General features: G+C 48.3%; 9 protein-coding genes. 6 read left to right on the top strand and 3 right to left on the bottom strand.

Features of this window, described 5'->3' with window-relative positions; genetic code table 11:
* The first annotated feature begins 1 nt into the window (after position 1).
* From AYK82_RS03010 to AYK82_RS02995, 4 genes are all read left to right on the top strand, one after another.
* On the top strand, positions 2–1,546 hold the full coding sequence (locus AYK82_RS03010) for a BCCT family transporter (RefSeq protein ID WP_068311175.1): 1,545 nt from the start codon (positions 2–4) through the stop codon (positions 1,544–1,546).
* A 67-nt stretch (positions 1,547–1,613) separates the two neighbouring features.
* Positions 1,614–3,314, top strand: coding sequence for a hypothetical protein (locus tag AYK82_RS03005; RefSeq protein WP_068311174.1), 1,701 nt, complete (start codon positions 1,614–1,616; stop codon positions 3,312–3,314).
* Entirely contained in the window at positions 3,315–3,962 is a 648-nt protein-coding gene (locus tag AYK82_RS03000) for a DUF3726 domain-containing protein (protein ID WP_068311173.1), read from the top strand.
* A 90-nt stretch (positions 3,963–4,052) separates the two neighbouring features.
* Positions 4,053–4,409, top strand: coding sequence for a RidA family protein (locus tag AYK82_RS02995; RefSeq protein ID WP_068311172.1), 357 nt, complete (start codon positions 4,053–4,055; stop codon positions 4,407–4,409).
* Positions 4,410–4,622: 213 nt separating this feature from the next.
* Here the strand turns inward: AYK82_RS02995 and AYK82_RS02990 are convergent, their stop codons facing one another.
* The gene (locus tag AYK82_RS02990) at positions 4,623–6,278 is read right to left on the bottom strand and encodes a hypothetical protein (RefSeq protein ID WP_156453238.1); all 1,656 of its coding nucleotides are present in this window, start codon (positions 6,276–6,278) and stop codon (positions 4,623–4,625) included.
* Positions 6,279–6,886: 608 nt separating this feature from the next.
* Here AYK82_RS02990 and AYK82_RS02985 point away from each other — a divergent pair.
* Together AYK82_RS02985 and AYK82_RS02980 are read left to right on the top strand one after the other, a co-directional pair.
* Positions 6,887–8,866, top strand: coding sequence for a cytochrome-c peroxidase (locus AYK82_RS02985; RefSeq protein WP_068311170.1), 1,980 nt, complete (start codon positions 6,887–6,889; stop codon positions 8,864–8,866).
* 94 nt (positions 8,867–8,960) lie between these two features.
* Positions 8,961–9,410: a tetratricopeptide repeat protein gene (locus tag AYK82_RS02980; RefSeq protein WP_068311166.1), complete on the top strand. Its 450-nt coding sequence runs from the start codon at positions 8,961–8,963 to the stop codon at positions 9,408–9,410.
* A 298-nt stretch (positions 9,411–9,708) separates the two neighbouring features.
* Here the strand turns inward: AYK82_RS02980 and AYK82_RS02975 are convergent, their stop codons facing one another.
* Both AYK82_RS02975 and AYK82_RS02970 read right to left on the bottom strand, forming a co-directional pair.
* Positions 9,709–10,485, bottom strand: coding sequence for a heme acquisition protein HasA (locus AYK82_RS02975; protein ID WP_068311165.1), 777 nt, complete (start codon positions 10,483–10,485; stop codon positions 9,709–9,711).
* 106 nt (positions 10,486–10,591) lie between these two features.
* Positions 10,592–12,907 (bottom strand): TonB-dependent hemoglobin/transferrin/lactoferrin family receptor, encoded by a 2,316-nt coding sequence (locus AYK82_RS02970; RefSeq protein ID WP_068311164.1) that lies wholly within the window; start codon positions 12,905–12,907, stop codon positions 10,592–10,594.
* Positions 12,908–13,098: the final 191 nt, after the last annotated feature.

Below are 13,098 nucleotides of genomic sequence, written 5' to 3'. Positions count from 1 at the left end.
TATGACGGATATTACCAAGCAAGCTGTAGAGGACACGAATGATACGAATAAGCCGCTGCTTGCAATCACAGGTGGCTTTATCGTGCTTTTCTGTTTGCTCGCGCTAGTTAAACTCGACGCTCTTGCTGCGTTCGTTGACTGGGGCTTCAATGCTTCTGCTACGTATTTTGGGCTTTTTTGGCAGGTTTTGCTTCTGGCAACATTCTTGTTGGGCTTGATCCTATGCGTACTACCAGGTGGCAAGGCAATTCTGGGCAATCTGGCTAAACCCGAGTTTACCGTATTCCAGTGGGGAGCAATGATAATGTGCACTCTGCTCGCCGGAGGCGGCGTATTCTGGGCGGCTGGGGAGCCAATGGCGCACTTCCTATCATCACCTCCACTCTTCGGGGCTGAAGCTGGAACTGATGCCGCAGTTGATGCTGCTATGGCTCAAAGCTTTATGCACTGGGGTTTTCTGGCATGGGCAATCCTTGGCTCTTTGAGTACGGTAATGCTGATGCATTACCACTATGAAAAGGGCCTGCCACTGGCGCCGCGCACGCTGCTCTATCCTGTATTTGGTGACAAGGCTATTAATGGTCCAATCGGTTTGATTGCAGACGCCTCCAGTATCATCGCCGTTGTCGCGGGTACTGTGGGCCCTATCGGGTTTCTCGGCTTGCAAGTGAGCTATGGTTTAAGTGATCTTTTTGGCATTCCTGATGGGTTTACCACTCAAGCAATCGTCATAGCTGGCCTTGTTGCACTTTATACCGTATCGGCCATATCCGGCTTATCCAAAGGCATTCAGCTACTGAGCCGACTTAACGTCATTCTTGCTGCCAGTCTGCTTCTCTTTGTCCTGCTCGCAGGCCCAACGGCGTTCATCTTCAATAGCTTTTTCTCTGGCTTTGCGACCTATCTAAGCAACTTTTTCGGCATGGCTCTTTACCGTGGTGAAGCAGGTGTATTTGGAGAGCCGGGCTGGCTTGGCTGGTGGACCGTCTTCTTCTGGGGCTGGTTTATGGGATACGGCCCGCTGATGGCCATGTTTATTGCACGTGTTTCCCGTGGCCGATCAATTCGCTCGATTGTGATCATGCTCTCGATTGTCGCGCCGATTGTGACCAACTTCTGGTTTACCATTGTCGGCGGATCAGGGATTGCCTTTGAACTGCAGCAGGCCGGTTCTATTGCCTCAGCGTTTGAAGGATTTAACCTGCCAGCAGCTTTGCTGGCGATTACCCAGCAGCTACCGCTTGGCTTTTTGGTTTCAATCTTGTTCCTTGTTTTGACAACGATCTTTGTAGCAACAACTGGCGACTCTATGACCTACGTCATCTCTGTCACCATGTCCAAGAATGGCACACCTTCAATGGCGGTGCGCGTGTTTTGGGGCATAGCAATGGGATTAATGGCACTGATCCTGATTTCTGTAGGGTCAGGTGGGGTTTCAAAGCTGCAAAGCTTCATTGTTATCACCGCCGTACCGGTTTCCTTGCTACTTATTCCCTCTCTTTGGGATGCGCTACGTATCACAATCGCGAAAGGTAAAGACAGCTAAACGTTATGCCCGAGCTCACCGCTAGCGAGTTCGGGCAGATCGGCACTTAGCCTGTTCAAAGGATCACATGACCATGCCCCTTTGTGAAACCGATTTACGCCAGCTTCGTGCTCCAGATAAGGTGATGAAGTTAAGCCGACTTGGTTCGATCCATCAATCTCGCCTTTCCTTCATGCGTATTTTGTTACGGCGTCTGCAAAACGAAAACTGGCAGTTTGACCGACCAGTCTTTGAGATCGACGCATGTGGTGTTGGTTACGCTGTTTACTCCGCTCGTGGACCTGAACGGACATACTCACTCGTTGCATTTTCTCATGACCTGCCAGAGGAAAAACGCTCTGACCGTGTGATCGCGGATGCTTGGGATGCCACGTTTACACTATTCGACGGCGTCCCTAGCTCGCAAGATATCGAACGCCTTGTACGTAACGTGCCTTTGCAAGAAGCGGGACGTATCTCCCAAAAAGAACTCTCCCTGTCGCGTGCCAACCGGTCTGCCCGGCTTTGGGAGCACGTGGTTGATGCACTTGCGAAAGGCGAACAGCCCGATATCCAGAAAATTGAAGCCGTTGGCTATTTAATGCGCACCACCGCCGTTTACGGATCAGGTAAATTTGGCGCAGCAGATAGGGAGATGATCGCTGATAGACCGGAGTTTCAAAGCCCGTTTCAAGTCGAGATGCTCTCCGTTTTCCTGACAAGAGCCTTTGTGCGGGATTTGGTTGAGCATGTTGCCAAGATGAAGGGCGGTGAGAACGCGGTAAAGCTTAACCCCCAAATTGCCCAGAGGATCGGGATCGGAAACTCAACCGGACTGGGCATGGCGCCGTTCTTACTCAATCACCCAGTTTTGTTTAACAACTGGATTGCGGCCCGAGAGCAGGCGGCGGCACGTGTTTGCGCGGTCCAACATGCAACTCGGTCTGAGATCAAGTTGTTTTCGGAGCTGCTGGAACGCAGCATTTTGTCAGCAGAACACTGGACAACAGAGCACCGCACGCAAGCTGAAAAGATCGCAGTCTTTAAAAAGGATCTCAAGTGCCTGCAACAACTGGCCGACAGCATCGATGAGACTACGGAGTATCCTTGGAGCAGGCTGTGTACATGGTCTGAGCAGGAGCTCGCACTGGAGGGGCAGGAGTTCCTGATCTCTTTGATTTTGGAACCCTACGGTGCTTTGGTTGATGATCTGGCCAGTACTATGGCAGCAGATAATACCCCCACATTCAGGATTGCGGGCGCCATGCCACTTGGTGATCTACGAACTGTCCTTGAACAGGTTTACGGTTGGGCACTAAATATTGACTGGGACGCACACCACAACAAAGCGCGAGCCTGGTATGTTTCGGAGGAAAAGCTTGAACCACGCCTTGGGGAACGGTTTAAAGAACCTATCGAGGAGTATGAACAGCCCTTGGCTCCTGGGCGCGACGCCGCCGCGCTGTATCGCGCTTTAAGTCATTGGCCGAGCGACAAAAACACAGCCCAGTTCCTCTTGCGTCACCCTGAGTACAGGCACATTGTCCGGCGAGTGCAAATTGTTAATCAAGCTTCATACGCAGAAATCCGTGACAATACGATTGCAAGTGATGTGCTTCCAATCGACATGCTGAGATGTAAACTGGCGTTCTTTGGTGCGGTTCAGTTTGACCCCCGCTCTGACCGATGGGTTCGCATCAACATGTATGCTAACGCGCCTTATCCAGAGGACCTTTCCACGCACTTTGATGATTTTTGGGTTTATCCGGCATTTGGTAGGGAGATTTAAATGAGCTTTTCTCTCAATGAAATCGAAGCCATGTGCAAGCGAGCCGCTCGCGGTGCAGGCCTACCTTGGGGACTTTGTGAAGAAGCTGCCAAAGGAACGCGCTGGCTTGCTTCTTTTGGGTTTTCTGGTCCAGATTTGCTTGTTTCGCTACTAGAGCTAAATGACAAACTACCAGCTGTAGACTTCTCACCAGTTGCACTGGAGGGCATTTGGCGAGCCGCGGCTGGACGTTTAAACCCGCTCATTGCTGGTGCTTCTATGAGCGATTGCGCTGTAAAAATGGAGCTTGGCAACATTATTACTATGCTGGAGGTGGATTTTCCGCTTCTCGTTGTTCCGTTTGCTTCTGGGGCCGCGTTGCGACTCGGGCAGCCTGTTGCGGTTGAGTGGCAAGGTGCACGCTTGGTAACAAATGGCAAAGAGCTGTGCGTGCAAGGCGAAGCCAGCGCGCTGTTGGCGGCGCGAGCGAAACGCGTAGAATGCTCTGCACCTGCGCAAATGCTCTCGCAAACGAGGCCGCTTCATAGAGCAATTGTAAGTGATGCATGCTGGACCCGGTTAGCTGCGTTTTCGCAGCGTACATTTGCCCCGGCGACTGAAGCCTCTCGACTGAGCGGTGCCGGAGCTGGCCTGACGGATAACGACTAGCGCGTCTTCTCACTCAATACCCCATTCGATTTTCCATCCCCAAGAGCAGCTGTTCAACGAACAGTCTGACAAACTAAATTTGGAGTTAAAATGAGCTCAGAACTAAAAAAAATTGGTGGTTCCAAACGCTTTTCCGCAATTGCAATACATAACGATGTTGTCCATTTGGCTGGGCAGGTTTCTCAGCTGATTGAAGGCGATATCACTGCGCAATCAAAAGACGTTTTTACAAAGGTTGACAACTTGCTGGCCGAAGCTGGCACAAGCCGAGAAAAGGTCTTCTCTGTTCAAATCTGGCTTGCTGACATGCGTGAATATGATGAAATGAATGAGGTTTGGGATAGCTGGGTAGAAAATTTGAACGCTGCACCCACACGTGTCTGTGTGGAAGCTCGCATGGCAAAACCTCATTACAAAATTGAAGTCCTCGTGCTTGCCGCGCTTTAACAAGCAACAAAATGGCCAGTAGACTATGGAACTATTGGCCATTTTCTAAGACCACACCAAGTTGGTGACACGTAGATTGCAATCACCTTATTGACTTGGCGGTAAGTTGATATGTTTCAACGCCATGTCTCTCAGAACCTCTCTAAATTATTTAGAAAATCTTAGGGCGGTATTTCTTTGCATATGCTGCCTTAAACTTAAGGCAAAAATTTTCTATTGCCCTGATTCATCAATTATCCTGAGTATTACTTCAGTTGATAGGATGTGGCATAACTTTCGATAGTCATGGCTTAAGCGGCCATCAGCATGAATTTCTGCGCTTGCCGCTGCAAAGTCTTTACTTATGAAGAGGTTGGAAGCTTTTGCACGGCGAGCTCTATAAAACATTGTTTGCAAATCCCGTTTAATCAACTCCGGCTTCGAATCCATATCCAAGTTAATAGAAAGCAAATCAGGGCTTCTATTTTCATCAACCCAAATCGAACCATAGATTTTAAAAGCTGCTGGAGAGAGACTTACGCCTCCCTTGAAAGGTGAGTTATCTAACAAGCTTGATGAAAACTCTCGATCAACTGATTCAAATGGCTCTTTTAAAGCCCAGCCTCCAAACGCACTAAAAGCATCTGCAAAAAACTTCTTAGGATCCGCACCGCGCTTTGCGTTGTCAAAATCCAGCGAGATAAAGTCGCTTTGCATCAGTGGTGTAAACAGAAACTCAACGCCAAGAGATTTGTACCAGTTTCTACCGCAATGAAACCGCGACCTAATGGCACTGTAGTAGGCCAACATAGCTACTGGATGATCAGCATCCAGATCTAACTCACTAAAAGAACTTAGGAAATCTTCTTTCACAGAGGTGCCACATCCTCGCTCTTTCAGAAATACTTCTATATCATTCCCGAGTTTTCGCGCATCTCCATTAAACATTGCTCGTCCATTAAAATGGTCCCAACCTGTCGGCTGATCACCGGTGAGCCGGAGTTCGGCGGAGGCTTTTGAATGTGTCGATTGGACGGGGTAAAAAGGTAGGTAAGTCCCCCCGCAACTCAGGAGATATGCTCTAATAGCATCGCTACTTGAAAAGTCCGATGGTTTTTTGGGGGCAGAGCCATTCAACTCCAAGCTGTGCATGTCACAAAGTGACTTAGCAACCCTATAATCATCTTCCTTGAACACGTAGCTTGTGACACGAAGATTGGGCGCCGATTGCCCGGCAAGGGCAAGACAAAGCACAAGCCGGCTATCATAGCCGCCAGACAGAAGCAGGTTCAATGGTAAGCCTGCCTCCATCAAAGAATTGAGTAACCCGGCTCCGCGCTCTAAAAAATTTATAAAGGCGTCCTCATAACTTGCATCTCGTAAAGAGAACATTTCCAGATAGGGCTGTTTTTGCACCTCCAGCTTCCCGTCCAAGCGATCAACTTTCAACTCTGCGTTAATTGGAACAATGGTAATCTCTGAAATCGCCGTTCGGTGGGAAACCAATTGCTCCCCAATGTGCACCCCATTTTTTAGGTGAAACCCCAAGACAGCTGGTGCGTGAAGCGTTAATTTTGCTCGCTTCCCTACGCTTTCCGCCAGCAATAGAAATGAGTTTGAGATCGCCCAATCATCGCCATTTCGGTATAAATAAAGCAGCTCTTGGCCTGTTGCATCTGCCCTAATCGTTATTGTCTGAGCATTATCGAGGAAAACGCCTATAAACCGACCTTCCTTTGGAAGCTCAGAATTCCCCTGCGCTTCATATTGATCCATCCCTTCCGACCCCAGAATTATCGCGGATGAGGTTAGTCCGTAGCCAAATAGCTTTGACTTTTTCAAATCGATGATTTCTTGTTTAGAATACAAAAAGCAGTTCTGGGGAAGCATCTGCATTACTCACTATGAATGCATCGGTTACAAAGGGTGTAAAAAGTTATCTTCACTAACTAATCAGCGCCAGCTACAAGACCTTATGACGTTCATAGCGCAACATATGATGAAGGTATACTTATTGCTTCACTCAATTTTTGTTAAATGATAGAATTCCCCCACTATTTTGGTGGCAATTTAGCGTAGAGTAAATTTTAACGTTTCAGCTATCAGGCAAGCGTGACACGGAGGATATACCGCAGGAACAGGGCACTATTTTTCGTTACGCTTTCATGGATCTATGTTAGTCGCACTGCCGCTGGACATAGAGTGCGATTCTTTCCCACATGAATGTCAGCAAACCATGCATAGACTCACAGGTGAGCCGAGTTGGTTGTAGAGAGCTTCGTTGTCATCAAAACTCTAACAAGTGCGCCCAACTGATGCCAAAGCCCAAGGCAACTTGGCCGCTTCTAATTGCGATATTTCAAATTAAGGTGACGGGATCTTGACGTTACAGCAACAACAAAATGAATGTTATATGAAATTACGTACGCATTATTGACAATAATAAATTGATCATTTTATTTCTGATTTTAATCATATACTATTCCATGGAAATAAAAATGACGCCAAGCAAAGCATACCTCCAATTATCGAGCTTTATTTCACCCGTAAGTATTACAGTAAAAATATCTGTTGCTCTAATCATCAGTGTCTTTTTCTCCACAACAAGCATTTATGCTAATGATGGCCATAGAGATACTGGCCCTTTTCCTAGAGAAGGGGAGTGTAATATCGAAGATGCATTCTTCGCTCGTTACAAGGGCCAAATCCAAGATGACGACAACATTGGCCCAGGCTCACTTAAAGGATGGCCGGTACCAACACCAGAAAATCTAGCGGACTTTGTAAAAGACCCGATCATCGCGGCGAAGTTGGGGAAGGCCTTGTTTTGGGATATGCAGGTTGGCAGTGATGGGGTGCAAGCTTGCGCATCCTGTCACTTTTCCGCTGGCGCTGATCCTCGCGCGACAGGGCAGTCCTTTGTCGAAAATCTGAGCATGGCATCATTCCCATTTGCGATGCCTAACGATCCGGCAGACCGAAAACTGGGGCATATTCGTATCATTAACGAAAATATAGGCTCTCAAGGTATTGTGCCGGATGTATACCGCAAGGCAAAAGTTGAAGACGTGTCGGTGAAAGGGGCTCGAGCGATCACCGCACGCGCGGCGCCGAGCGTGATCAATGCAGTTTTCTACCACCGCAACTTTTGGGATGGCCGCGCCGAGGCAATTTTTAATGGCGTCAACAACTGGGGCGTGAGAGACCCTGACGCCCGACTTGCGAAGCTTACTGAAGCAGGTGAAGTTGTCGAAACGCCAGTCCGCATTCCCAACGCGTCCCTTGCTTCTCTGGCAGTTGCGCCGATTGTCGATAATATCGAGATGTCACATGTTGGGCGTACAACAGCGGATATCGGGCGCGATCTATTGGACGCAACACCATTGGCGAAGCAGGTTGTCCATGCAGAAGACAGCTTGCTAGGTGAACTTGCTGAAGCGCAAGGGCTTAGGGGGACCTATCGTCAGATGGTCAAAGACGCTTTCCAGCCTCAATGGTGGGCCGCCACTGACTACCGAAGCGCTGATGGGTATACTCAAATAGAAAGAAACTTCAGCTTGTTCTTTGGCCTTGCTGTGCGCGAATACCTTGCGATGCTGGTGTCCGACGATTCCAAGCTTGATCGACATTTTGACAACTTGGCAGCGGGCAAATCCGGATTGCTGAATGAGCAAGAAAAGCGTGGCGAAGAACTGTTTGAGCAGCACGGCTGCGCGGACTGCCATAACGGCCCAGAGTTCACCGGTGCGGTGTACAGAACTTCGGTAACTGGCTTCAACAATACGGATGTAACGCCTGCGTTCCAGCCACCTGAAGAGATCGAACGCATGACAACAGCTGATTGTGGCGTCCGTGTTTACGATCAAGGGTTTTACAACATCGGTGTAACTGCATGGGACGCAGACCTTGGCCAAGGAGATACGGACCCTTGGGGGCATCCTTTGTCACAAGCGATGTTGAAGACGATGCCACTTAAGGAAATTTCCAATACAGAATTGGCAAGTCTTTATGTTGCCGAAGCCGGGCATGCAGAAGAAGTCCCTACAATCGCACGTGGGGAACCAACTGCAGCAAAGGGAGCTTTCAAAATTCCAACACTGCGGAATGTCGCGCTAACAGCCCCATATTTTCATAACCACGGCTATGCGACGCTGAGGCAAGTTGTTCAGTTCTACAACCGTGGCGGAGACTTCCATGACTATGTTGCCAGAGACGGGATAGCACAAGCTTCTCAAATGGATTTGGGAATCGGTCAACTTGGGATGAGTGACCGGGACATCGACGCACTGGTAGCTTTTTTGGAGACCCTCACTGATGAACGCGTCCTGAAACGCTCGGCTCCGTTTGATGGCCCTTCGCTCGACATTCCAAATGGGCTTGCCGCAGATGGAAAAACCCAGCAACGCCTTCACTTGAAGGAGACTGGCAGAGATGGCGGGGAACCGGTGATGCAATTCGCAGATTTCCTAGGGAATTAGGGCATTAGTGACAGGTGGGGGGGACAAACCAGCGCCTTTTGGCTCTGGTTTGGACCTCATCTCAAAGCTGTGAAGAGTGAGAAGGACGAAATCAATGAAACGTTTGTCTCTTGCCATTGCGGTGATCATCGGACTGACAACAAGAGCAATGGCGGAATGGGAAGACGAAGCGACACAAGAGAAGAATGAGCTGTTTACCCAAGCTACAGAGCTAATCAAAGCAGAGCGATACGATGACGCGCTGAAGGTACTGGAGACTGCGGGCGCCCTAGAGCCACCCGATGCTGACACGTTAAATCTTCTTGGTTTCACCTACAGAAAACTAGGGGAATATGGCAAGGCAGGAGAGCTTTACAATAAGGCGTTGCAGTTGCAGCCAACACATATGGGCGCCCTAGAGTATCAAGGGGAACTCTTCCTGTTGCTTGGAGACCTTTCTGCTGCAGAAGAAAACCTAAAGAAGTTAAAGAAGCTGTGCCCAGCGGGATGCAAAGAACGCTCGAAGCTAGAGCAAACCATTCGCGCAACAAACTATGTGAAATAGTCGCGTTGGTTGGGTGTGAGGAGCAGAACGGGGCTTTGCTACATAGCTAAGGCGCGCAAAAAAGCTGACACTCTTTTGCTTTAACCTTTGCACCTTCCTGTTTGCTACCACAGCCTTCCGGCATTGGCTCATTAGCTTCTGGATCAGTTCGCGATCGTTTGATCCCCGGGAGCAAGGCGAAATAGGTTGCGCTACAGCGAGTTAAAGTGACGGCGATGCTTGCTAAACCTATGTCAGTGCGTGACAGCGGATGCCGCCACGCCTGATTATGCCAAGTAGAGGGCAGGCAAGCTGCGCACTAAACGAAGAAGCCATCATCTAAACCGGAACTATAACCCTCAACAGTAATGGTGTCGGTTGCACCTGCTATCGAAATGATTGCATTTCCGACATCTGACGCATAGTCGATAATCAAATCAGCAAACTCCGTGACGCCGTTCCAAGCATCATAAACATCTATTTTATCACCGACTGTCAGATCCGTAATTGTATCGTTCCCGGAGCCGGTGGCGAATACGAAGATATCGTCTCCACCATTGCCTGTCAGGGTGTCATCACCTGCATAGCCTTGGATACTATCGGCACCATCACTCCCATTGATGACCAAATCATTGGCACTCAATTGAGCCTCAAGTGCACTGGTGTTGTTTTTCATCAAGCCATAAACAAGGTCATGGACAGGGTTGCCCGCACCAGAACCTGTTATGCCAAGGCCAGTGATGCCAATGTCTGTTGTTGTGTGAGAGAAGCTATCTGAACTTGAAGAATAGTTTAGGCCATGTCCAAAGGAAACGCCATCAACAGAACCGCTTAGTTGGTGGGTGCCAAGGCTATAATTAACGTCGCCTGCACTGCCAGAATCTACGACAAATGATTGGGCACTATCACTAATGAATGGTAGGAGACCAGAGCCATTTGTACCGGCATAGTTATTACCACTGAAGTCGAATGGGTTGCCGGAGAAATGCCCCCAACCGGTCATGTCAAAGCTCTGATTAAAGTCCGCAAAGTAAGCTGCGATGTCGACACCAACACCATCACTATTAGCATCGGTTAGATCAATTGTTACAGCCATTGTAACCTCACTTTAGAGTTTTGCCCAAAAAGGGCTGGTGAGAGAGGATCGCGCAACTTGCGATCGTTTATGGCAGGCTGGCGCTACGCTGGCTGGCAAAGCTAGTTTAAAACTTGATGTTCAAGGAAGCACTTACTGTCCTTCCTGGTGAGGGAAAGTCTGATGTCATTGGATCGACATAAGCAGTGTCCAGGAGGTTATCGACGTTAATGTTTAGCTGCGCATTTTTATTGAACTTGTAGCTGCCAAACAAGTCGATCACAGAGAATTGCTTTAAATGGTATGATGTTGCACTAGCTCCTAGCTGCTTTTGGGGCACTACATGCGCGTAACGCGCGCCCAGCTCCAACGCCTTGTCGAGTAATCGCACTCCGCCTGTAGCCACTACTTTGGTCTCGGGAGGAACATTCTGAGCAAAAATCGCATCATTCACTGTATCTGGGACACCATCAGCTTTACTTGCATAACGAGCACGAGCAATATCAAAAAAAGTTTTCGAGACGCCAAGGCTCGCAAATACAAACCCGGCATCGTAGTTGATATCAGCCTCAATTCCTTCCATAGCGACTGGATCAATCAAGTTAACATAGCCAATTGCGTTAAAGGGGAGCTCATAGCGGGGAACACCTGACACTCCAACTATTCTTTTCCTATAACCTCTTGTAATATAGTTGCTAACAACTCTCTTGAAGTACGTTGTTTTAAGCCGAAACCGGTCATCCTCGAACAACAAACTGTCGACTGAAGCATTCAGACCTGCTTCCCATGTTTTAGCTAGTTCTGGCTCCAGCTCTGTATTGGGTTGGAAGGCGACTGGAACCGACCCGATGTGCTTGCCACCTAGATAGGTTTCCATGATAGTCGGGAAGCGTATAGCCTCTGAGTATTTTCCGAAAAGCTGGATACCTTCAATCGGGTTGATTGCTAAGTGGACTTCAGGGGAAATTCGAGATCCTTTGGAAGAAGCTGACAGTGCGTTGAACGAAGTCATATTCATAGCAAAGTCAACCTCACTTACGACTTTGGCCGTGCCATTAAGCTTGTAGTAGTCGTATCGTAACCCTGCACCAAGTTCGATGAATTGGTCCAGAGAAACATTTAAATTACTAAATCCACTCAGGACGCTCCGCATCCCTGATGGTTCTGACCCAAACCAGACTTTGTGAGGGTCTTCACTTGGATCATGACTAACAGGTGAGGTTTCAGCAAAATCGCGAAAGGCTTCCAAACCATAAGTCCAGACAATGTCTGCATTGCTAAGACTGAACTGGCTGATGTTCTCCAAGCTTCCTCCAAAGGAGTTCATCACATAGTCAGTATCAATTGCGCTTCTCTTGCTCCTTGCAGGCATATACTCGTCATTATGTGTCCTGTTTGCCCAAAAATGGGTCTTAAGGTCGAAAAAGCTGCTTTCAGGGTTCCACCTATATCTAAATGTTCCAGTGGTGTTAGAAATCTTTGAGTGAATTGGATAGGTTCCATAAATCGTCGATGAACTGACATCATCATTGAAGCCCAACACAGAAAGCTCTGCCGAATGATCGTTGTCAGGTGAGAAATTCACCTTCGTTAGCCAAGACAAGCTCTTTGACCCAGTGAAGACAACCGGGTCGCCATGTCTGTTTTCGCGCAAATTACCGCTTTTGCCAGCTTTGTATGTGCTTAGGCTCTTTTTGCTGATGCCTGCAACAACGCTAATGGCATCATTAATTTTATAGGCAGCAGCGATATTCCCATTAAAGTTGTAGGCATTCGTTCCGGTTGCTGCTTTCGCTTCAACACCAAAATCGTTTCCGGTGGTTAATATGTCGCTAGCTTGAATGCTGCGAAAGTTCACCAAGCCGCCAATTGCCCCTGCTCCACCCACTCCAGTTTTTGCAGACTTCTCAATCGCTATTTGGCGAACAAATGATTGATCTATATACACTTTCCCTGTTGAAGCATGACCAGCCTTCTGGAAATTCTGCCGAGCTCCATCAATCATTACGTTGACACGGTTTTGATCTTGCAAACCGCGGATATTGATCGAAATCCCGGGGTCTTGCGGGTTATCCGCTACGGCAACGCCAGCAACATCCTCAAGCAAATCTGCCGTTGAACGTACGTTTTCCTGAGCAACTTTCTCTCGGCCTATGACACTGATAGCCGCAGGAGTGCCGTAGACCCACTCGGGCGCACCTTGCCAACCCTCTGGCGCATCATCAGGACTAGACAATACAACAGGTGCAAGCTCTATAGTTGCTGCATCCGCCTTTTTCTCAGGTGGATCTTGCTTTTCTTTAATGCTCTGGGCGTTGGCTGGGAGCGAATTCCATAAAATGCAGCAGCAAATAATACTTGCTATCCGCACCCCAAGCCGAGCTTGGAATTGAGGGCAAAAAGTCTTGATGGCCCCCAATGACACTACAACAGTTTTTAGCATCGATACTTCCTAAAAAACATATGGAAAATCGTTGCCGAAACATCGGGCCCGCTGAAATCAGCAATGGTATATTTAATTACTTGAATTTATGAGTCAACTATAATTTTGCTTGTATCTAATTACGGTGGGGTGCTTCAATTAAATGGACTGAAGTAAATATGTCGAAGTATTCCTCCTTCATATTACCGGTC

Source organism: Polycladidibacter hongkongensis (assembly GCF_001561995.1).
In the GTDB taxonomy this organism is placed as follows: Bacteria; Pseudomonadota; Alphaproteobacteria; order Rhizobiales; family Stappiaceae; genus Pseudovibrio; species Pseudovibrio hongkongensis.
Note: the sequence above shows the minus strand (reverse complement) of the source record. Positions and strands in the feature narration are given on the sequence as shown.

Excerpts from the sequence above, each read along its gene's own strand:
- AYK82_RS02970 (WP_068311164.1), bottom strand. The coding sequence starts at position 12,907 with ATGCTAAAAACTGTTGTAGTGTCATTGGGGGCCATCAAGACTTTTTGC.
- AYK82_RS03005 (WP_068311174.1), top strand. The coding sequence starts at position 1,614 with ATGACCATGCCCCTTTGTGAAACCGATTTACGCCAGCTTCGTGCTCCA.
- AYK82_RS03010 (WP_068311175.1), top strand. The coding sequence starts at position 2 with ATGACGGATATTACCAAGCAAGCTGTAGAGGACACGAATGATACGAAT.
- AYK82_RS03000 (WP_068311173.1), top strand. The coding sequence starts at position 3,315 with ATGAGCTTTTCTCTCAATGAAATCGAAGCCATGTGCAAGCGAGCCGCT.
- AYK82_RS02975 (WP_068311165.1), bottom strand. The coding sequence starts at position 10,485 with ATGGCTGTAACAATTGATCTAACCGATGCTAATAGTGATGGTGTTGGT.
- AYK82_RS02990 (WP_156453238.1), bottom strand. The coding sequence starts at position 6,278 with ATGCTTCCCCAGAACTGCTTTTTGTATTCTAAACAAGAAATCATCGAT.
- AYK82_RS02985 (WP_068311170.1), top strand. The coding sequence starts at position 6,887 with ATGACGCCAAGCAAAGCATACCTCCAATTATCGAGCTTTATTTCACCC.
- AYK82_RS02995 (WP_068311172.1), top strand. The coding sequence starts at position 4,053 with ATGAGCTCAGAACTAAAAAAAATTGGTGGTTCCAAACGCTTTTCCGCA.
- AYK82_RS02980 (WP_068311166.1), top strand. The coding sequence starts at position 8,961 with ATGAAACGTTTGTCTCTTGCCATTGCGGTGATCATCGGACTGACAACA.